The sequence below is a fragment of the Pacificoceanicola algae genome (genome assembly GCF_049341065.1).
Lineage (GTDB): Bacteria > Pseudomonadota > Alphaproteobacteria > Rhodobacterales > Rhodobacteraceae > Pacificoceanicola.
This window is the reverse complement of record NZ_JBMPIX010000006.1, coordinates 258,201-278,512: the sequence shown is the minus strand read 5'-3', so window position 1 is coordinate 278,512 and position 20,312 is coordinate 258,201. Positions and strand designations below refer to the sequence as shown.

The following is a 20,312-nucleotide window of genomic DNA, read 5'->3' as shown; positions in this document are numbered from 1 at the left end:
TTACGGAAAGACCTACATGCTACGCGCGTTTTTCGCCTTTCTCCTGCTTGTCCTGACGGGTCTTTCGGCCCCTGCCAAGGCGCAAGAACTCCAGACACTTCTGCAAAAGCATGCCGATGAGGTGGCCAAGCCGGGCCGCCAGACGGTCAGCGTGGTGATCAACGATCTTATGTTGTCCGGGCTTCCTCAGGTGCAGGTGTTCCTTGAGCGTTGGCAAGCCCGCGAAGTGGTGCAGGACACGGCGACCGGGCTGTTCTACTACGAAGGCGATCCGGTCACGGACGTGGACAGCGGCGAAGCGGTTGATCTGGGCGATGCCGATCTTGACGCGATCAAGCCCAACGGCGGCGTGCGCAAGGCCATTGGCGGCGCGCTGGTCCAATTTCAACTGTCCGATCCCGATAGCGCCAAACGTCGCGAAGCGCTCGATGCGATTGCCCGCGCCCCGAGTGGCGATCAGATTGCCCCGCTCGAAGCCTCTCTCGCCGGGGAAACGGACCCTGATATTTTGCTGCGCAAGCAGGGCGTCGTGGATATGCTCAAAGCCCGCTATGGCGAGACGACCAAGATTCGCGTGGCGGCAATCGAAAACCTTGCTGGCGGGCTCAGCGTAGAAGCCCGCGCGACGCTCAACCAGATCCTGACCACCAGCGCTGGCGTCGGGACGGAGATTCCCGAAAACGCAAATATTGCCCGCATCCTGACGCCCGGCACCGACCTGACCGAGGTCGAAGCCTACGGCCGCCTTGTCGATGCAGGCCTTGCCACCGCGCGTATCTCCAATGCCGCCATCAAAGAGGCGCTGGCCGCCAATATCGTTGGGGGGGCCGTCGCGGGGATTCCAGTGCACGACCTTGATACGCTGGAGCGCCGCTTCGAGGCCTACACTGCCCTTGCGGATCAAGGGCTCGTACCGCCGACAGTCACCGATGATGCGGCCGCTGAAATCCTTGCTGCACACAGCTTCTTTGAAACCTATGCCGAGCAGGACCCCGAGGTCACAGCCGCCGCCGCCCGCGTTCTTGACAGTATCGAACGAAACGTCGCCCTCAATCAGACCGCTGACCTTGCACTGGATGCACTCTCCCTGGCCTCTATCTACTTTCTCGCGGCGATCGGACTTGCCATCACTTTCGGAGTGATGGGAGTGATCAACATGGCGCATGGCGAATTCATCATGATGGGCGCCTACACTGGTTATGTCATGCAGCAGCTCATCCCCGACTACACCCTGTCGCTGATCGTCGCCCTGCCGGTGGCCTTTGCCGTCACCTTTGGAGCAGGCGTGGCGATGGAACGTCTGGTGATCCGTTGGCTCTACCACCGCCCGCTGGAAACGCTGCTCGCCACCTTCGGCATATCGATTGCCTTGCAACAACTGGCCAAGAACATCTTTGGCACGCAGGCGCGTCCTCTGACCTCACCCGGCTGGCTGGACGGAGCGCTGGTGGTCAACGAGGTCGTGCAGATCAGTTACATCCGCATCGCGATCTTCGTGCTCGCGCTGATTTTCCTCGGTCTGATCCTGTTTATCCTGAACAAGACCCGCCTCGGTCTCGAAGTCCGTGCCGTGACGCAAAACCCCGGCATGGCCGCCTCGATGGGCATCAACCCCGACCGCATCAACATGCTGACTTTCGGACTCGGCTCCGGCATCGCCGGGATCGCTGGGGTCGCCATTGGCCTATACGCCAAGGTCACCTCGGAAATGGGCGCGGATTACATCGTTCAAAGCTTCATGACCGTTGTGGTCGGCGGCGTTGGCAATGTCTGGGGCACGCTCGCGGGGGCGTCGATGATCGGCACGCTGCAAAAGGGGATCGAGTTCCTGAACCCTTCGAACACCCTCGCTGCCCAAACCTACATGATCCTCTTCATCATCCTCTTCATCCAGTTCCGGCCCAAGGGCATCGTTGCTCTCAAAGGCCGCGCGGCTGAAGCATGACACAGAGAACAGAAAGCGCGCTTATGGCTTCATCGGTCCAGAAATATCCCGGGGGTCTGGGGGCGGAGCCCCCAGCGGATCGCGGCGCAAAGCGCGGCGAAATCCCTCGTAAAAGCTTTATCGTCCAAAATCCCTCGGTGTTGTGGTTCCTGCTCGCTCTGGCCTTGTTCACGTTTGGCGTCACCCTGTTGTCCGAAGCCACCGGCTCTGATTTCCTATCCACCTCCTTCGTCAAGACCCTGGGCAAGACCCTTTGCCTTTGCCTTGTCGCCATCGCCATGGATGTGGTTTGGGGCTATTGCGGCATTCTTTCGCTGGGTCACATGGCCTTTTTCGGCATCGGCGGTTACGCCATCGGCCAATGGCTGATGTACGCCCGCACCGAGATCATTGTTGAGCAAAGCCTCTCGGCCGCCGCCATCCCGCCGACGACGCAGGAAATCAGCGACGCCATCGGCAACCAGATCTTTGGCGTCGTGGGGTCTTCCGACTTTCCGATGATCTGGGCCTTTTCCGACAGCCTGTTTCTGCAACTATTGATGGTCGTCGCCATCCCCGGCCTCCTAGCGCTTGTCTTTGGTTGGCTCGCCTTCCGCAGTCGCGTCACCGGAGTTTACCTGTCGATCCTGACGCAGGCGATGACCTTGGCCCTGTCGCTGTACCTGTTCCAGAACGACAGCGGTCTGCGCGGCAACAACGGCCTGTCCGGTCTGCAAAATATCCCCGGTTTCGAAGAAACCTCTCAGGCGACCCTCTCGATTGCTTTCTTCTGGGCCTCGGCGATGGCTCTTGGGTTGGGCTATGTTCTTTTCGCATGGGTGACGTCGGGCAAGATGGGGAGTGTGATCCGCGGCATCCGCGATGACGAAGCGCGCGTGCGCTTTCTCGGTTACCACGTCGAAAGCTACAAACTCTTCGTCTTTACCGTCACCGCTATCGTCGCGGGCATCGCTGGCGCGCTGTATTATCCGCAGGCCGGTATCATCAACCCGGCCGAGATCGCGCCCATCGCCTCGATCTACCTCGCCGTCTGGGTCGCCATCGGCGGACGCGGGCGCCTTTATGGCGCGGCGATCGGCGCCGCGTTTGTCTCCCTTCTATCGTCGTGGTTCACAGGAGGAGGCGCGCCGGACATCAACCTTGGTTTCTATACGATCAACTGGACCGACTGGTGGCTCGTGCTGCTTGGCCTCAGCTTTGTTCTGGTTACTCTCTTTGCCCCCAAGGGGATCGGAGGTCTGTTCGACATGATCATGATCCGCCGCACACCGGACCGTCAGGGCGACTATGGCCCGGACAAGGGCTCCAAACGCGCTGAGGAGGGATCTGAATAATGGGAACGCTTCTCGAAATGTCCGGGGTTTCGGTCTCGTTCGACGGCTTCAAGGCCATCAACAACCTCAGCTTCCAGATCGGTGAGCCGGAAATGCGCGCCATCATCGGCCCGAACGGCGCCGGTAAGACAACCTTCATGGACATCATCACCGGCAAGACCCGGCCCGACACTGGTCGCGTCATCTTTGGCGAGAAATCCATCTCGCTGCTCAAGATGTCCGAATCCCATATCGCCCGCGCCGGGATCGGCCGGAAGTTCCAGAAACCAACGGTGTTCGAGGCGCAAAGCGTGCGCGAAAATCTGGCCATGGCTCTGAAAAATCCGCGCGGCCCCTTCGACGTGTTGCTCTATCGCAAGTCCGCCAAAGGTGCGGGTCGGATCGAAGCGATCGCCAGCGAGATCGGGCTTTCCGATCATCTGACGCGCCCTGCGGGCGAGCTGTCACACGGTCAGAAACAGTGGCTGGAAATCGGCATGCTACTGGCGCAAGAGCCTCGGCTTTTGCTGGTGGATGAGCCCGCTGCAGGCATGACCCCGGCGGAGCGCGAACACACCACGGACCTGCTCAAACGCCTTGCGGAAAAACATGCGGTCGTCGTTGTCGAACACGATATGGAATTTGTCCGCCGTCTGAACTGCAAGGTCACCGTTCTGCATGAAGGCTCGGTTCTTGCCGAAGGCTCGCTTGAGCATGTCACCAAAAACAAGGACGTCATTGACGTCTATCTGGGACGCTGATCCATGCTGGAAATCCAAGACCTCACCCTTCGCTATGGCCAAAGCCAGATCCTCCACGGCATTTCCCTGACGGCGGAACCGGGGCAGGTGACGGGCGTCATGGGCACCAACGGCGTGGGCAAGACCTCGCTGCTCAAAGCGATTGCGGGGCGGCATCCGTTCACCGGCGGCACGATCACGCTGAATGGTCAGGACCTTGGCCATCCCACGGGTTTTTCAGCCGCCAAGGCTGGCATCGCCTATGTCCCGCAGGGCCGCGAAGTTTTTCCCCTGATGACGGTAATGGAAAACCTCGAAACCGGCTTTGCCTGCCTGCCGCGTAGCGAGCATCATGTCCCGGATCGAATTTTTGACCTTTTCCCGATCCTCAAAGAATTCCTGCATCGGCGCGGTGGCGACCTCTCCGGGGGGCAGCAACAGCAGCTTGCCATCGCCCGCGCCCTGATCACCCGGCCCAAGGTGCTCCTGCTGGACGAGCCGACCGAAGGCATCCAGCCCAGCATCATAAAACAGATCGGCCGCGTGATCGAAGTGCTTCGCGAGGAGGGCGAAATCGCCATCATTCTGGTTGAGCAGTATTTCGACTTTGCGGTCGGGCTGGCCGATCAGGTCTTTGTCATGAACCGCGGGCAGGTCAGCTTCAAGACACCCAATCCCAAACAAGACCGCGAGGCTTTGCTGGAAAGCGTCTCGATCTGAGGCCTGCCGCGCTTCATCTTGTCAAAAATACCCTGGGGGAGTCCCGCAGGGACGGGGGCAGCGCCCCCTGAACCGCTAGGCTTTCAGCCGATAGCCTTTGCGGAACATCGCCCAAGCCAGCGCGCAGACTGCAAGGGTGGCGCCCAGTGAGATGGCAAATCCCAGCAGTGGATTGCTGTCCGAAACCCCGATGATCCCCAGCGCACCCCGTCGATCAGATAGAACACAGGGTTCACATGGGTGATCTGGTACAGCACCGGCGGCAACGCCTCGACCGAATAGAAAGTACCGGACAAAAAGGCCAAGGGGGTGATGATGAAGTTGGTGATTGCCGCCATTTGATCGAATTTGTTGGCGAAAATCCCGGCAATCATTCCAAGTGCCGACAAAAATGCTGCGCCCATGATCACAAAACCCAATGCGGCCAGCGGGTGCGCCGGAACGATCCCGAGCACCAGTGCCAAGGCCAACCCGATCGCCACCGCAACAAACAAGCCGCGCGCCACGCCTCCTGCCAGGTATCCCAGCACCATTTCCCCCGCCGACAGCGGCGGCATCAGCGTATCGACGATGTTTCCCTGCACCTTTGAGATGACCAAAGAGCTGGAGGTATTGGCAAAGGCGTTCTGGATCACGGTCATCATCAGGATACCGGGTGCGATGAAAGTGGTGAAAGGCACCCCCATCACGTCGCCCCGGCGTGGCCCGATTGCAATTGAAAAGATCAACATGAACAGACCCGCCGTCACCAAAGGTGCAAGCAGGGTTTGTGTCCAGACGTTCGCGAACCGCAATATCTCGCGTAGGGCGAGGGTATAAAGCCCCAGCCAGTTGACCCGTCCAAATCGCCGGGTTCCGGGGGCATAACTTTGAGTCTGCGGCATGGGGCCTCCTTAGGTGTTCGGCGCCTTGTAACTTGCTTTGTGATGATTAGAATAGGGGGGAACCCGGAAACGACAGGCGGCCCGCATGGCGGCGCCGCTTTTTTCAGTAGGAATACCTCATGTCCTGGACCGATGAACGCGTCGAGCTGCTCAAGAAGATGTGGGGCGAAGGCCAATCCGCAAGCCAGATCGCCAAAGAACTTGGCGGGGTCACCCGCAATGCCGTGATCGGCAAGGTGCATCGCCTTGGCCTGTCCAACCGCGCAGGCGGCGGCGCTGCGGCCCCCGCGCCGGCAAAACCGGAGGCCAAGCCCAAAGCCAAACCCGAGGCCAAGCCCAAGCCCGTGAAGGCGGAGGCCAAGCCCAAACCCGAGCCCGAGCCCAAGCCTGCCGTTGCGGCTGCTCCGGCGCCTCAGCCCATGAGCCCGGCCCGCAAGCAGATCATCCCCGCAGGCCAACCCCTGCCGCCGCAGCCTTCGGCCAATGAGATCAGCCCCGAAGCGCTTGCCAAGGTCAGCGCCGTCGAGAAAAAGGCCAAGCGGCTGGATCTGATGGAATTGACCGAGCGCACCTGCAAATGGCCGGTCGGCGACCCGGCGACTGAAGATTTCTGGTTCTGCGGATTGCCCGTACAGCAGGGCAAACCCTATTGCGAAGCGCATGTCGGCGTGGCGTTCCAGCCGATGTCATCGCGTCGGGATCGTCGCCGCTAAAGGTGACAGGTCAAAGAAAATTGGGCTGGCCTAGGCCAGCCCTTTGCATTTCCTGATACTGATAGTTGATTGCTTAAATCGGGGTGGCGACAATCGTTTCGAGCCCGGAATGTTGAATGCCGCAATGCAACGGACTGGTTGCCAGGCTTCGCAAGCAGTCAATGCCGATGCTTGGATGCGCCACAAACTAGGCCAGCTTCATATGGGCGCTGTCAGTCCGGCTCGGGCGACAGCAGGTTGGATTTGATCCGCTGGTAGCCATATCCGATATGTGTGCGCTGGATAAACCCGATGGCGGCAACGTCGCCAAGGTTCAGCGCGGTGTTGATATCCTCCATCTCCTCGACCAGCGCCTGTGCCACTTCGGGGCCAATTTGGTTGCCGGCCCGGTACCACGTGCTGGCGGCCTGATAGTAAGTTTGCCACCAGAATGATTGCAGCGCGCTGTTGCCAATAAGGCTGGCGATCAGGCTATGCAGCCGGTGGTTGATCTCGACATAGTGCCGGACATTGAAATCACGGCACAGTGCTTGCGCGTCTAGCAACAAGTCGCGCCCTGCCTGCTGGTCCGCCTGAGTGATTGCGCGGGGTGACAACGTGCCAATCAGCACAGCCAATTCCAGGCGCATGTCATAGACTTGGCAGATCTGCGCAGCGGAAAGCGCCATAACCACGGTGCCCACGCCGTTTCGCGTTTCAACCAGACCCAAATGGCTGATCCGGCTGATTGCATCGCGCACCGGGGTGCGGCTGACACCAAATTCGGCGGCCAGCTCGGCCTCTTTAAGCTGATCGCCGGGCTGATAGTCCAGAAAACAGATGCGCTGCAAAATCTCGGTTTGGATGGTTTCAACCGCGCTTTTGGGCTCAGATTTATTGGCTTGCCGGTTGGCGGTCATGGAGAGCTCCTCATCGCATGCTGCATACATCATGAGGCCATATTGCACAATATTTCGACTGTTCGACAACATAGACTCGAAAGCTGTATGCAGCTTAGCAATTTCAGGTCAGACTGCCCCACCGACTCCGGAGAATCATCATGCTTGACGAAGCGAAAAACCGCACCCTTGCTCTTCAAGCCCGGATGCAGGAAATAGGCATTCGCCGGGCTGTTTTTACTGACGAAAGCTCGATCGCTTATCTGGCGGGTTTCTGGGGGTATCTGGGTATCGAATTCGGCCGCCCATCGATGTTGGTGGTCGATGCCGATGATGCGCCCATCGTGATCACGCCCCTGATGGAATCCGAGATGGTGGGGGCCATGACATGGGTCGAAGACCTGCGCGTTTGGGAGGATATGGGCCAACGCACCTGGGGCCGGGCGCTGGCTGGGGCTTTGGGTGATAATCCCGGTGAGATCTGGGTCGAACGCGGGACCATCCCCGCGATTGCGCGCAACTATCTGGATGAGACATATCCGGGTGTGCCGATCAAGGATATTTCGCCCGTTCTGGGGGCGATGCGCATGATAAAATCACCGTTCGAAATTCAGGTGATGAAAGAGGCGGGCCAGATTGCCGGGGCGATGATGGCCGCCGCCCATGGCAGCCTGCGTGAAGGCGCGCAGGAGTACGAAAGCGCGCTGGCGGTGATCGATGCCGGAACGCGCAAGGCCGCCAGCTTTCTGACCGACAAGGGCTGGGAACGGTTTGTCTCGCCGATGATCCACAACCTGCAAATCCTGCAAAGCGGCAAGGACACGTCGATGGTGCATCGCCGCGCCTCGGTCCGCCACTACCAGCGCGCCGATCCTGTATATTTTTGCTTTTGCAACATGGCCCAGTTCAAGCAGTACAAGCTGGGGTTTGACCGGATGTTCCACATTGGCGAGGTGACGGATGAGGCCGCCCGCGTGCAACAGGCGGCCATAGATGCGCAGCAAGCCGCAATCGCCACGATCCGCCCCGGAATCGAGGCGCAGGACGTGGCAGCCGCCGCCAATGAGGTTTATGCGTCGCGCGGGTACGAAACCGGCTATCGCACTGGGCGGTCGATAGGCGTTGCCTATCTTGAGGCGCCCGAGCTGAAAGCCGGGGATAAAACGATCCTGCAACCGGGTATGACCTTTGCGGTGGATGGGGGCATTTCCATCGACGGGGTTACCGCAGGGCGCATTGGCGACAGCTTGGTGGTGACGGAAACGGGCTTTGACTACATCACCGACTATCCCCGCACGTTGTTGGTCACGGAACGTTAAGGATGGGCCATACATTCCGCCTGGCTATCGGGCAATCACCAGCGGATCTGCCAACGGCACAGGTCCGGCTGGACTGGTTGAGCCAAGCCTTGCCAGCGGTGGCCGCTGAAGGGGTCGATCTTCTGGTGTTGCCTGAACTTTTCGCCTCTGGCTACAACATTGGCGATCAGGTGGTGCTGCGGGCCGAGGCTGCTGATGGCCCCATCGCACAGACCATCTCGGCGCTCGCCAAGGCGCATGGCGTTGCCATCCACTATGGCTTTGCCGAAATGGACGGGCAGGCAGTTTTCAACGCTGCGCAGTGCATTGGCCCGGATGGCACCCGGTTGGGCGGGCACCGAAAACTGGCCATCCCACCGGGCTTTGAGCGCCAATATTTCACCCCCGGGCAAGGGTGCAGGCTTTTCACCTATCGCGGTGTACGGATCGCCACGCTGATCTGCTATGACGCAGAGTTCCCCGAAACCGCGCGGCATGTGGCGTCACTGGGGGCCGAGTTGATTTTGGTGCCCACGGCGCTTGGCGCTCAATGGGAATGGGTAGCCCAGCGGATGATCCCCACACGCGCCTACGAAAACGGGGTCTATCTCGCTTATGCCAACAGCGCAGGGACTGAAAACGGCATGCGTTTTTTGGGCCAAAGCTTCATCGCAACGCCAGATGGTCAGGAGCTAGCACGCGCCGGATCGCAGCCCGAGGTTATCTATGCGACGCTGCAATTGGACAAAGTGTCTGCAGCCCAAACGCGGCTCCCTTATCTTAGGGATATCAAAGCATTTGGGCCGGACATGCGCTGACATGTGCCGAACGGCTGTAAAGCCGCTTATAGCTGACATTCCGGGCGGGACACCCGCAAGGGCTTAGCGGCCCAGAAGGTTCAGCAATTCGCCCTTGGCGCGTTCTTCGATCTTCTGGCGCAGGGCGTCTTGGACGTTTTGGCCTTCTTGCACGGTCACACCCAGCTTTTCCTCAAGCGCGGCGTTCACCTTGTCGCGGGCTTTTTGCTCCAGCGCGTCACGCTCGTCTGAAAAGTTGGCGTTCAGCGCCTCGGCGGCGTCAACATTGATCGCAAGATTGCCCCATGGGCCTTTGACGCGCACCGGGATGGCCAGCCCGCGCCCTCCGCGCGCCCCGGGGGCAAGGACTGTCAGAAGGTAATCCAGATTGCGCTTTCCCAGATCGACGCGGCCTTCACCCTTGGCCGTAAGACGGGGAAGGGCCATCGACAGATCGTTGTTGCGCATCACGCCGTCTTTCACCGTGAAGGTGCCGGTTGCCTGATCAAAAATCGTTGTTCCCCCTGATGCCTGCCCTGTCAGCGCTGCGGCAAGATCGATCCCTTCGATCACCCCCGGCCCTGCCCGCAAAGCGCCATCTCCGGACAGCGAGGCGACCAGCGCCGCGACCGATCCGCCCGACGCGAGCAGGCTGACGCTGCCATCGGCGGGACCGGAAAAACGTTCGACGTTCATGGTGTCTTTCAGCAAGTCCTTGAGTGCAACCCCGGCAAAGGCCAGATCGGCGCGGGTCGACAGGCCGGAACGGTTGTTGGCGACGAAACTGCCAGTCACCAGACCGCCGTATCCCTGAAGCTCGCGCAGTTCAAACACCGCGCGGGAGTTGTCGACCGTCAAAAGCGCCCGGGTCTTGCCGAACTTGTAGGGATCAAGCGTCAGCGCCCCCGTCACCAGGGCGATTTCCCCGTCAAACCCGGCAAGGCCCGAGGCGTCGATGGGCGATGTGGACCAACCCGAAGACGGCGCGCCGTCTCCGGTGCCGCCAGACAGGGCTGACAGGTCCAGCGCATCGGCCCGGATTTGCGCGTTGACCCGGGGCTTCACACCAAGGTCAATGTCCGCCGCCAGTTCGAGCGTGTTGCCGTCCAGTCTGAGCGTGGAGTCGCGCAGGGCAAGCCGGCCCACGCGGGTCAGGGTCAGACCAAGCTGGCCCTTGGCGGTTTGGCCCAGTCCTTTGGGCAGGCTTAGCCCCAGTTGACCAAAAGCCGCAGCTGTTTTCGCGGTGTCGCTCAGGTCCAGTTTCAACGTGCCCTGCGCCTCGGGGGCGTTGCCTGCCAGCCCGTCAAAGGAAACGGTGCCGCCGCTTGTCGTCATGCTGAGCGTCACGGGCCCGGCGCCGCCCGCGATCATCGCACGCGGCTTTTGCAGCGTCGCTTGCAAGCTGATCGGGCTGACGGCGGGGCGCAGCTTGGCCTCGATCGTCAGGGGGCCGTAGGTATCAGGCCAGCGCAGATCAAGATCGGCATCGTTGATTTCGGTGACCTGTCCGTCGCGGGTCAGGATCACGCGACCCCGGGCAATCGACAGTTTGTCGAGCGTGGTCAGGGTAAACCCGGTTGTGCCTGACGTGTCTGTGCCTGCGCTGTCGCCGTTGCCCACGTGCCAATTGGTGCGGCTTCCCTGCTGGGTCAGGCGCAGAGTAGGGGTGTCGGCCTCGATGCTGCGAAACTCAAGCCGGCCCTGCAAGGCCGCAACCGGATCCAGACCAAAGGCGGCGCTGGTGGCTTCGAACATCGGCGCTTCGCCAGCCCAATCGGCATTGGCAACCCGAACGCCGCCCGCCTGGACCCCCAGAACCGGCCATAGCGAAAGGCTGACATCCGACAGCGTCACGTCGCGCCCCAACTGTTTGCTCAACTGATCCGAGGCAATCCGCCCCATCCCGTCGGCTGGCATCAGGATCAGCGCGCCAAAGGCGACGGCAATCAGGACGGCGAAAAAGCCCAGAGCTTTCCATAGCAAACGCATGACGAACCCCTTTCAATGGTACAGGACTTGGGTGGCAAATGACGGGGCAGGCCGCAAGGGGAATAGAGGACCGGAAGCTGGGTGCGCGGATTTCGGCGCGCGGCGGCGTGGTAAACACTGGTTCAGGTCGGCACAGCAGGCCTTGCCGGGCGGTGAGAGGCGGATGTATGAGGGGCCATGAGCACAAACCCACCCAATCTGCGCCCCGATCTCGCCGCCCCGCGTTTCGCAACCGACAGCCGCGAAGGCCAGCCGACCATCGGCATGGTCAGCCTTGGCTGCCCCAAGGCGCTGGTCGACAGCGAACGCATCCTGACAAGGCTGCGGGCCGAGGGCTATGGCATCTCGCCCGATTACGCTGGGGCGGACGCGGTGATCGTAAACACCTGCGGCTTTCTCGACAGCGCCAAGGCCGAAAGCCTTGAAGCCATCGGAGAGGCCCTGAACGAAAACGGCAAGGTCATTGTCACGGGATGCCTCGGCGCCGAGCCGGAATACATCACCGGCGTGCACCCCAAGGTTCTGGCGGTCACAGGACCGCATCAGTACGAGCAGGTTCTGGATGCGGTGCATGGCGCGGTGCCGCCCAGCCCCGATCCTTTCATAGATCTTCTGCCCGCCCGCGGTGTCAGCCTGACACCCCGGCATTTCAGCTATCTCAAGATTTCCGAGGGCTGCAATCACAAGTGCAAGTTCTGCATCATCCCGGACATGCGCGGCCGTCTGGCCAGCCGTCCGCATCGCGCGGTGATGCGCGAGGCGGAAAAGCTGGTTGAGGCTGGTGTGAAAGAGCTTCTGGTGATCTCTCAGGACACCAGCGCCTATGGCACCGACTGGAAAGACCGCGACAGCAAATTCCCGATCCTTGATCTGGCGCGCGATCTGGGCAGTCTCGGGGCTTGGGTGCGGATGCATTATGTCTATCCCTATCCGCATGTCCGCGATCTGGTGCCGATGATGGCGACCGGCGGCGTGCTGCCCTATCTCGACATCCCGTTCCAGCATGCGCATCCGGATACGCTGCGCCGCATGGCACGCCCCGCCGCCGCAGAACGCACCCTGGACGAGATCGCCGCATGGCGCGCCACTTGCCCGGACATCACGTTGCGCAGCACGTTTATCGTCGGATACCCCGGCGAAACCGAGGCCGAATTCCAGACCCTCCTTGATTGGATGGATGAAGCGCAATTGGATCGCGTCGGGTGTTTTCAGTATGAAAACGTCGCGGGCGCGCGCTCGAACGATCTGCCGGATCATGTGCCCGAAGAGGTCAAGCAAGAGCGCTGGGATCGCTTCATGGCAAAGGCGCAGGCGATTTCCGAGGCCAAACTGGCGGCCAAGGTCGGACAGCTGATGCAGGTGATTGTCGATGATGTGGACGAAGATGGCATCGCCACCTGCCGCACCAAGGCCGACGCGCCGGAGATCGACGGCAACCTGTTCATCGACGAAGGCGCCGAGGCGCTGAAGCCCGGGGATATCGTGACGGTCGAAGTGGACGAGGCCGGCGAATACGACCTTTGGGGGCGGCTGGTTTCCTAACGCAGGCCCAGCTTGCGGACCAAACGATCCAGAACGCCGCCTTGTGTGGCTGCGGCGCATGTCGCCTGCCACAGCGCCTCTTGGCGGGCTGCGTTGACGCTGCAGATATCGGTGATGTCCCTTAGCGCCGCATAGGCCGCCTCAGCCTGAGCCTGGGGCATTTCGGCAGGGCCGACGTCCGGGAAGACAATACCAAAGGTTTCTTCAAGCCAGCTGTATTCCGTCACCCGCGCCTCGACGATGGCGCGGACATGCTCGAACAGCTTGGGGCGGATCTTTCCGGGCAGAACCGCATCCTGTGCAACCACGATCTTGCGCAGCGCCTTGCGATCCTGCACCCCGCGCGGCAAGGGGCGGGCTTCTCGAAAGATTTCCTGCAAAAGCGCCATGGCCTCGGCGGAAACCGAGGTGTTTTCTTCCGATAGGCCTCGGGTCAGGGTCTTTGGGTCAATCTGCGGCAGGGCGGCGTGGCAGAAATCGCTGACTGCGTCGCCATCGATCAAAGCTTCGCGTGCGAACAGGCGGGCGTGAACCGGGCCGTTGCCGTACAAAAGGAAGGGCTCCAACACGTCCCGGCAGCGGGTCGGCGTCAGAAAGCGGAATTCCGGGCGTTTCTTGACGTTTTGCTGCACGTTGGACAGGAAAAATGGCGCAGGACTGCGCAGCCAGGCGTAAACTTCCGTCTGCTCGGCGATCTGATCGGACAACTGCGCAAGGCGCCGAATGGCGGCCTCGGGAAACGGGCGGAACTGGTTTTCGCAGCTCAGCACCACGGTTTCGGGCTGCTCGCGCTCGATCCGGCGCAGCAGATCATGCCAAAGGCTTTCGGCCTGTTTCATGATTTGAGCTGGATCGCGTCCCAAGCTTTGCAATTGCACCGGATCGTCCGGCAGATCCCCATGCAGATAGGGGAACAAAAGCTGGTGATTGTCGTGCCGCCCCGGATCGGGAAAGAGGATGCCCTGGGCGGCAAGCTGCTTGTCCGAAGCCCGCAGGGCGCGCTGAATCGAGGTCGAGCCGGTCTTGCCGTGTCCAATATGCAGGATCAGCCGCTTGGCCTTGGTCATTGCATTTCCCCGACGCCCGGAAACCGTTTTTCCGTCAGGCTTGTTCGTCTTCGAGATGCATCTTGATGTCGATCAGCACTTTTTGAATGGCCAGCGTTTCCTTGAGCAGGCGCTTGGCTTCATTGGCGGTGATGACACCGTCTTCGATGCTTTGCTGGTATTCGGCCATCAGCATGGCGAACCGCTGCGAAAGCGCGATCACATCCGAGTTTACCCCGCCTTCCCTTTTGGAATTGCGGCGGCTCTCATCAAAGGTCAGGGTAATTCCCTTCAGCTCGGCCAAGGCGGAAGTGACATGCGGATATGACGCCGCGTCTTCCAATGCGGCCACTGCGTCGATCGGCATGAAGCGTTCGTCATGTTCCGAATGCTCTGAATAATACCGGCCCAAAGTCGCTTTGGATTTTCCTGTTAACTCGCACGCCGCTTCCACACCTACGTCCTTAACCAGCGCTTCGGTGTGTTTCTTGAGATACCGTCCCAAATTGTTCATAAGTCACCTTCTTGTCCCGGGTGAGTGCCCGGGGAGCCCCCATCGTTTTTTCCCCTTAACCGCATTCACTCAAGATGTCATTCCTAAATCAAGCCTCTTAAATGGGGCATTGGCTGAGGTTTGCCGTGTCTGAGTGTGTGTTCCTCAGGGTTTTGAGTAATTCACGGGCAAGCCCCAAACGGCTGACTGGCGCGAAGGGATCGGTGACCCCCAGGGATTTTCCCACGGTCCTTTCGCGCCTTTTGCTGCCTTGTCAAATCGCTTTGCCAAGGGCAATAGAGCGGCCATGGCCAAATTGCATTTCCACTATTCGACGATGAACGCGGGCAAATCCACGCTGCTCTTGCAGGCTGCCCACAACTACAATGAACGCGGGATGGACACCTATCTGCTGACCGCCGCGTTGGACAACCGGGCAGGCGACGGGCGGATCGGGTCGCGCATCGGTCTGGGGCGCCCGGCCGAGACCTTTGTTCAGGGCGATGATCTGTTCGAAAGGATCAAGGCGCGGCTGGAGCAAGGCCCTGTCGCCTGCATTTTCGTCGACGAAGCACAATTCCTGAGCCGTGACCAGGTATGGCAACTGGCGCGCGCCGTCGATGATCTGAACGTGCCGGTCATGGCCTATGGGTTGCGCGTCGATTTCCGCGGAGAGCTGTTCCCCGGCTCGGCGACACTTTTGGCTCTGGCCGATGAAATGCGCGAGGTGCGCACCATCTGCCATTGCGGAAAAAAGGCGACGATGGTTACGCGGCAAGGCCCGGATGGCAAAGTCGTTAAGGACGGCGCGCAAGTCCAGATCGGTGGCAATGAAACCTACGTCAGCCTGTGCCGTCGCCACTGGCGACAGGCTGTCGGAGATGTTGTCTGATTTGGCAACAGTTTGCGGTTTAACGCCTTATTCCTCCGCAATTTTCCCACGAACCGCCCTTAGCCTACCATTTTTTTGCCTCAACTTGGGGGCCTCATGCCTGAAAAGACGAGAGGACAGGCAAATGGTTTATGCGGCGCGTTCGGTGTTCCTGCTGGGTACGGGAATCATGGGGATTGGTCTGATTTGGGCGATCGCGATCTGGAAAGGCGCGATTGATTTGATGCCCGAAATTTGGGATCAACCGATCACAGCATTGGTCCTTTGCGGCATTGGGTTTGGCATTTCGACAGTTGGCAAGAAAATGGGCGGTGATGTCTTCGGTGACGGGGATGACACGCCTTCGATTGATTTGTCCCGGTTTCTGCCAAGCAAAAAGGCCGCCAAGGAAGAAGTTCCGGCAGGCTCAGGCAGATTGAGCGCCTATAGTGACATGCTTGAGGACGCCCCGGCCGAGATCCACGCGCCCGGTCGCCCGGTCGCCAAAGCGCGCAAACCCGCCGAGGTGATCGCCCCGACCGAAAAGCGCCAGCTGATTGCCGACCTGCTGAGTGGTGGCATCAAATCCGTTCAAAACCGCGTGCCATCCGAGGCTGAAGGGCAAAGTGCCTCCGATATGTCCCAGATTTCTGTCCCTGACGTGGACTTCCATTGCGGTCGCCTGCGCCTGCAGGTTGCCATCCCGCAGCACGAGACGGACAGTTGGATTGGCGGCGGCCCTTCGATGCCCGAGGGGATGGATTGGCCGATGATCGATGGCAAGCCCGCCAGTTTCTACGCCCAGATCGCGTTGAGCGATCTGCCCGCAGAAACCTGGGGCGGGCTTGGTGCGCGCCAGGGGTGGTTGATATTCTTTGGCGCGGATGATCCCAGCGCACGGGCCATTGTTCTTCACAGTACGGAGCGTGGCGCGGACCGCAGCCCGCCCGAGGGCGCCGACTATTATTTCCAGCACAAGTCCGGCGAAGAGGCATTGGCCGAGTTGATCGGCCCCGAGGCTCTGCTGCCGCCGCGCTGGTATCTGACGGTGCAGCCGGATGACAGCTCGGAGCGGCCGGATTTGACGCAGCCCGCGCTGTTTGACCGCCTTCTGGACAAGCCGACGATGACGGACCCGGGTTTCTTGCCATTCGACTGGCCCACGGCGATTGCGCTGTTGGACAGCACCGAGGCGATGCTGTTCCGTCTGATCGCCCGCGCTCAAAAAGCCGTGGCGCAGGGCGACCAAGCCGCCGCGGATCAGGCCGAAGGTATGGCGCAAACTCTTGCCCGCTTGCGCGTGGTTGCAAGCAAGATCGAGGCTCGCGCCGAAGCTGGGCCATTTGACGAAAAGGAATGCGCGCGTCTGATCGGAGCTCTGGCAAAGTTGACCAACGCCGACTGGATGTCAGAAAAGGCGCTGGCCGAGGGCCGCAAACCGCTGAGCGTGTTGCAGTTTCAGGGATACCGCAGTTATCGCAAGGTCTATGAGGCACAAGCGCGCCGCGTCTACAGTGCCGCGGCCGATACTTTGCCCGAGGCCACTTTGAAGCGGCTGTTGCCGGTCTGGGAGGAACAGGCCAAACGCGAGGCGATTTTCATTGGAAATACGTCAGCGGATCACTTGCCCGAGGATCAGCCTTGCCTGTTGCTTCTGCCGACCAGTGAACTGGCCGGCTGGCAGATCGGTGATATGTCGCGCTGGGCCGTTCAAATCTCGCCCGAAGCCTTGGCGCAGGGGGACTGGGCTGCGGCGCGTGCGCAAAACAGCCATGGTCAGGATTGGCAGTAAAGGGGTGGTTACTCCCACTCCATCTGTTCAAAGACGGCTTGGGCGTTGCGCCCGGCCAGTGCCTCGAACTGATCGAGATAGGCGAAATCGGATTGGTCGATCTGGACCGATCCGATGATGTCCCCGCCGTCGTCGATATAGCCGCGCATAGTCGTGCGCAGGTTCTGCAGGTAATCCCGAGTGTCCCTTTGCGCCGTGGCCAGATCGGTTGCCGGTCCATGGCCGGGGACTACGTGCACAGGGTCAAGCGCCTCGATTGCGGCGAAACCGTCCAGCCAACTGGCGCTGTCTGAAAATGCCATCACGCCAAGGATGCGGCCGACATAGACCATATCGCCGGTAAAGACGGTGCGCGTTTCCGGCAGCCAGACAAAGCTGTCCCCGGGTGTATGCGCCGCGCCGGGGTGATGGATTTCGATCTGCGTTCCGCCAAGTGTCAGCGTATAAGCGTCGTCGAACGTGATATCGGCGTACGAGGGCTCGGTTCCATCCAACCCATCCCCGACAAGCGCGCGCAGCGCGGTCAACTGCAGGGACTCGCGATCCTTGTGATCGGCCACCGCATCGGCCGATGCGATCACCTGCGCGCCCTGCGCCTGCCAATAGCCATTTCCCATCCAGCGGTGATCCTGCCCGCCGGTGTCGATGACATAGACCACAGGCTGCGCGGTCAGCGTCTTGACCAGCTCGTCCAGTGCCTTTGCTCCTTCCCAGGTGCCGCCGGGATCGACCAGAACCGCGCCCTCGGGCGTTTCGATCAATCCGAAGGTGGCATTGTTGCCAAGGTTTTCGGGATTGCGCTGCTCGGCGGGGCCTTCAATGGCCCAGACATGATCTGTCACCTGCTGCGGTGTCAGAGTATCGGCCCATAGTGCGGCGGGTATCATGACGGCGACAAGCGCCCCTGCAAATCGGATCATAGAAATTTCCTCTGCGCGTTACTGGCGCTCAATCAGAACTGACCCTACCGAGTAACCTGCGCCAAAGGAACAGATCACACCGCGATCCCCCATGGCCAAATCGCCGCTGTTCTTGGAAAAGGCGATGATTGATCCTGCCGAGGATGTGTTGGCATAATCCTGCAGGATGTTGGGCTGTTCACCCGGTTCGGGCACCCGGCCCAGCACCTTTTTCCCGATGAAGTCGTTCATCGTCTTGTTGGCCTGATGCAGCCAGAGCCGTTTGAGATCATCGGCCTGCCAGCCCATCGCTTGCATGTGGTCCGCGATATGGGCCGAAACCATGGGCAGCACTTCCTTGAACACCTTGCGGCCGTTCTGCATGAACTGCATGTCACGGCGGTCTTCCATCTGGTCGTGGGTGCGGCGCAGAAAGCCGTTGTTGTTGCGAATATTGTTGGAAAACTGCGTGGCGCAGCGGGTCGAGATGATGTCGAACCGGTCGCCTTGCGCGTCATCGCTGCGTTCGATCAGGACAGCGGTGGCCACATCGCCAAAGATAAAATGGCAATCGCGATCGCGCCACTCCAGATGGCCCGAGCAAATCTCGGGGCAGACGACCAGCGCGCGCCTTGCGCTGCCCGCCCGGACCATATCTGCGGCGGCCTGAATTCCGAAAGTGGCGCTGGAACAGGCGACGTTCATGTCAAAGGCAAAGCCGCCCGCGCCCAGAAGTTGCTGGATCTCGATGGCAATCGCCGGATAGGCGCGTTCATGGTTCGAGGCCGCGCAGATCACCAGATCAACATCCTCGCCGTTGCGGTCCGCCATCGTTAGCGCCTTGGTCGCGGCGTCCAAAGCCATCTCGGCCATGATCCCCGGCGCATCATCGGGGCGCGCGGGCAGGCGCGGGTACATCCGCGCCGGGTCCAGTACGCCCTCTTTGTCCATGACAAAACGCTGTTCGATCCCGCTGGCGTTCAGGATGAAGTCCGAGCTTGAATGCGCCATGGCGTCCACCTCGCCTGCCGCAATCTGTGCGGCATGTTCGGCGTTCCAAAGGTCGGCATAGGCGTTGAACGCGACGACAAGTTCATCGTTTGTGATGGTTTGCTCCGGGGTGAATACCCCGTGACCAGTGATGGCGGGCTGATACATGGCGGCTCCTTCTGTGGTGACGGTACGCGCGGGGCGGTCGAGGTCAAGCCGCGTCCTCGGGTCAATGGCGCCAGATCAATGCATCCGCGCGCCATTGGGGACGCTTTGCTCCGGCCCGATCAGCACCACCGCGCCGTCTTTGTCCATAGCGCCCAGCACCAGCACTTCGGACATGAACTTGCCGATCTGCCGAGGCGGGAAATTCACCACGGCCATGACTTGTCGCCCGATCAGCGCTTCTGGGGTGTAGTGCACCGTGATCTGCGCGCTGGTCTTCTTTTCGCCGATCTCGCCGCCGAAATCGATCCAAAGCTTGATCGCGGGCTTGCGCGCCTCGGGAAAGGGCTCGGCGCGCAGAACGGTGCCGACACGGATGTCGACCGCCAGAAAATCGTCAAAGCTGATCTCAGCCATTGGCCAACTCCTTCGAGCGATTGGTTGCTGCGGCCACGGTGGCGCGCATCAGGGGCGGAAGGCCCGCGTCACCGTCCATCAGAACCTCAAGCCCAGCCTGCGTGGTCCCATTGGGCGAGGTTACGTTGACCCGCAGCTGTGATGGTGTTTCCCCCGCTTGCATCGCCAAAGCGCCGGCACCGGCCACAGTTGCCTTGGCCAGTTGCATCGCCAACTCGGGGGCCAGTCCCTGTGCCTCTCCCGCGGCGGCCATGCATTCGATCATGTGAAAGACGTAGGCCGGGCCAGAGCCGCTGAGGCCGGTCACGGCGTCCATCTGGCCCTCGCTATCCAACCGAACCACTTCGCCGATGGCAGACAGCAGTTCTTCGGTCATATTCAGTTGCGTCTCTGAGGCGCGGGGATTGCCGATGATGGCGGTGATCCCTTGTCCCACGGCTGCGGGTGTGTTGGGCATTGCACGGACAATCGGGGTTTGCTCGCCTAGCGTCTTGGTCAGGGTGCCAATCGTCGTCCCCGCCGCAATGGACACGAACAACGTATCGCCATTGCCAAGCGCCTGAAGGCTGGGCAGCGCATCGCCCATCATCTGCGGTTTGACGGCCACCAGAACGACGGCGGGATTGTCTGGCAGGCCAGTGTTCAGATGAACCCCCTGCGCCTGCAGCCAATCGCTGGGCTTCGGATCCATGACCCAGATGGAAGTGGGCGGAAGCCCCCGTGCCAACCAGCCCGCCAGCATGGCCGACCCCATCTTGCCACAACCCAAAAGCACCAGGCCGCGCTGCGCCACTATCCCGTTTTCCATAATCGTCCCCCT

General features: G+C 60.8%; 18 protein-coding genes and 1 pseudogene. 10 read left to right on the top strand and 9 right to left on the bottom strand.

Translation table 11 applies throughout. The features are described 5' to 3' along the window. Positions 1–16: 16 nt before the first annotated feature. The 4 genes from urtB (at position 17) to urtE (ending at position 4,718) form a co-directional block, all read left to right on the top strand. Entirely contained in the window at positions 17–1,945 is a 1,929-nt protein-coding gene (urtB, locus tag ACOYQJ_RS11925; RefSeq protein WP_422906240.1) for an urea ABC transporter permease subunit UrtB, read from the top strand. A gap of 101 nt (positions 1,946–2,046) precedes the next feature. After that, positions 2,047–3,279, top strand: a complete 1,233-nt coding sequence (gene urtC, locus ACOYQJ_RS11920) for an urea ABC transporter permease subunit UrtC (RefSeq protein WP_422906284.1) — start codon at positions 2,047–2,049, stop codon at positions 3,277–3,279. Then, positions 3,279–4,019 (top strand): urea ABC transporter ATP-binding protein UrtD, encoded by a 741-nt coding sequence (gene urtD / locus ACOYQJ_RS11915; RefSeq protein ID WP_422906239.1) that lies wholly within the window; start codon positions 3,279–3,281, stop codon positions 4,017–4,019. The genes urtC and urtD overlap by 1 nt, the downstream gene beginning before the upstream one ends. 3 nt (positions 4,020–4,022) lie before the next feature. Beyond that, positions 4,023–4,718 (top strand): urea ABC transporter ATP-binding subunit UrtE, encoded by a 696-nt coding sequence (gene urtE, locus ACOYQJ_RS11910; protein WP_422906238.1) that lies wholly within the window; start codon positions 4,023–4,025, stop codon positions 4,716–4,718. 75 nt (positions 4,719–4,793) lie between these two features. Here urtE and ACOYQJ_RS11905 read toward each other — a convergent pair. Then, positions 4,794–5,602 (bottom strand): annotated as a pseudogene (locus tag ACOYQJ_RS11905) (ABC transporter permease). 119 nt (positions 5,603–5,721) lie between these two features. Between ACOYQJ_RS11905 and ACOYQJ_RS11900 the strand changes: the two are divergent. Continuing rightward, on the top strand, positions 5,722–6,315 hold the full coding sequence (locus ACOYQJ_RS11900) for a GcrA family cell cycle regulator (RefSeq protein WP_422906237.1): 594 nt from the start codon (positions 5,722–5,724) through the stop codon (positions 6,313–6,315). Between the two features lie 212 nt (positions 6,316–6,527). Here the strand turns inward: ACOYQJ_RS11900 and ACOYQJ_RS11895 are convergent, their stop codons facing one another. Beyond that, positions 6,528–7,214: a GntR family transcriptional regulator gene (locus tag ACOYQJ_RS11895; RefSeq protein ID WP_422906236.1), complete on the bottom strand. Its 687-nt coding sequence runs from the start codon at positions 7,212–7,214 to the stop codon at positions 6,528–6,530. 140 nt (positions 7,215–7,354) lie between these two features. Here ACOYQJ_RS11895 and ACOYQJ_RS11890 point away from each other — a divergent pair, with 140 nt between their 5' ends. Together ACOYQJ_RS11890 and ACOYQJ_RS11885 are read left to right on the top strand one after the other, a co-directional pair. Further along, entirely contained in the window at positions 7,355–8,512 is a 1,158-nt protein-coding gene (locus ACOYQJ_RS11890) for a M24 family metallopeptidase (RefSeq protein WP_422906235.1), read from the top strand. A gap of 2 nt (positions 8,513–8,514) precedes the next feature. Beyond that, positions 8,515–9,309 (top strand): carbon-nitrogen hydrolase family protein, encoded by a 795-nt coding sequence (locus ACOYQJ_RS11885; protein WP_422906234.1) that lies wholly within the window; start codon positions 8,515–8,517, stop codon positions 9,307–9,309. 63 nt (positions 9,310–9,372) lie between these two features. On the opposite strand, the gene ACOYQJ_RS11880 is transcribed toward ACOYQJ_RS11885, so the two are convergent. Then, complete coding sequence (locus ACOYQJ_RS11880; protein ID WP_422906233.1) at positions 9,373–11,277, bottom strand: AsmA family protein; 1,905 nt, start codon at positions 11,275–11,277, stop codon at positions 9,373–9,375. Between the two features lie 177 nt (positions 11,278–11,454). On the opposite strand from ACOYQJ_RS11880, the gene rimO reads away from it, so the two are divergent. Further along, complete coding sequence (gene rimO, locus ACOYQJ_RS11875; RefSeq protein ID WP_422906232.1) at positions 11,455–12,819, top strand: 30S ribosomal protein S12 methylthiotransferase RimO; 1,365 nt, start codon at positions 11,455–11,457, stop codon at positions 12,817–12,819. Here rimO and ACOYQJ_RS11870 read toward each other — a convergent pair. Together ACOYQJ_RS11870 and ACOYQJ_RS11865 are read right to left on the bottom strand one after the other, a co-directional pair. Beyond that, a complete protein-coding gene (locus ACOYQJ_RS11870; protein WP_422906231.1) occupies positions 12,816–13,886 on the bottom strand; it encodes a hypothetical protein in 1,071 nt (356 codons plus the stop codon). The genes rimO and ACOYQJ_RS11870 overlap by 4 nt on opposite strands. Before the next feature lie 34 nt (positions 13,887–13,920). After that, positions 13,921–14,379 carry a phage regulatory CII family protein gene (locus ACOYQJ_RS11865; RefSeq protein ID WP_422906230.1) on the bottom strand — a complete coding sequence of 153 codons (459 nt, stop codon included), beginning with the start codon at positions 14,377–14,379 and terminating at the stop codon, positions 13,921–13,923. A 286-nt stretch (positions 14,380–14,665) separates the two neighbouring features. Here ACOYQJ_RS11865 and ACOYQJ_RS11860 point away from each other — a divergent pair, with 286 nt between their 5' ends. Together ACOYQJ_RS11860 and ACOYQJ_RS11855 are read left to right on the top strand one after the other, a co-directional pair. After that, positions 14,666–15,250 (top strand): thymidine kinase, encoded by a 585-nt coding sequence (locus ACOYQJ_RS11860; RefSeq protein WP_422906229.1) that lies wholly within the window; start codon positions 14,666–14,668, stop codon positions 15,248–15,250. Positions 15,251–15,374: 124 nt separating this feature from the next. Further along, entirely contained in the window at positions 15,375–17,021 is a 1,647-nt protein-coding gene (locus ACOYQJ_RS11855) for a DUF1963 domain-containing protein (protein WP_422906228.1), read from the top strand. 8 nt (positions 17,022–17,029) lie between these two features. Here ACOYQJ_RS11855 and ACOYQJ_RS11850 read toward each other — a convergent pair whose 3' ends face one another. The 4 genes from ACOYQJ_RS11850 to proC form a co-directional block, all read right to left on the bottom strand. Further along, the gene (locus ACOYQJ_RS11850; protein WP_422906227.1) at positions 17,030–17,941 is read right to left on the bottom strand and encodes an MBL fold metallo-hydrolase; all 912 of its coding nucleotides are present in this window, start codon (positions 17,939–17,941) and stop codon (positions 17,030–17,032) included. Positions 17,942–17,959: 18 nt separating this feature from the next. Beyond that, on the bottom strand, positions 17,960–19,078 hold the full coding sequence (locus tag ACOYQJ_RS11845; protein ID WP_422906226.1) for a beta-ketoacyl-ACP synthase III: 1,119 nt from the start codon (positions 19,076–19,078) through the stop codon (positions 17,960–17,962). Between the two features lie 75 nt (positions 19,079–19,153). Then, positions 19,154–19,492: a tRNA-binding protein gene (locus tag ACOYQJ_RS11840; protein ID WP_422906225.1), complete on the bottom strand. Its 339-nt coding sequence runs from the start codon at positions 19,490–19,492 to the stop codon at positions 19,154–19,156. After that, the gene (proC, locus tag ACOYQJ_RS11835) at positions 19,485–20,300 is read right to left on the bottom strand and encodes a pyrroline-5-carboxylate reductase (protein ID WP_422906224.1); all 816 of its coding nucleotides are present in this window, start codon (positions 20,298–20,300) and stop codon (positions 19,485–19,487) included. The genes ACOYQJ_RS11840 and proC overlap by 8 nt, the downstream gene beginning before the upstream one ends. Positions 20,301–20,312 lie beyond the last annotated feature (12 nt).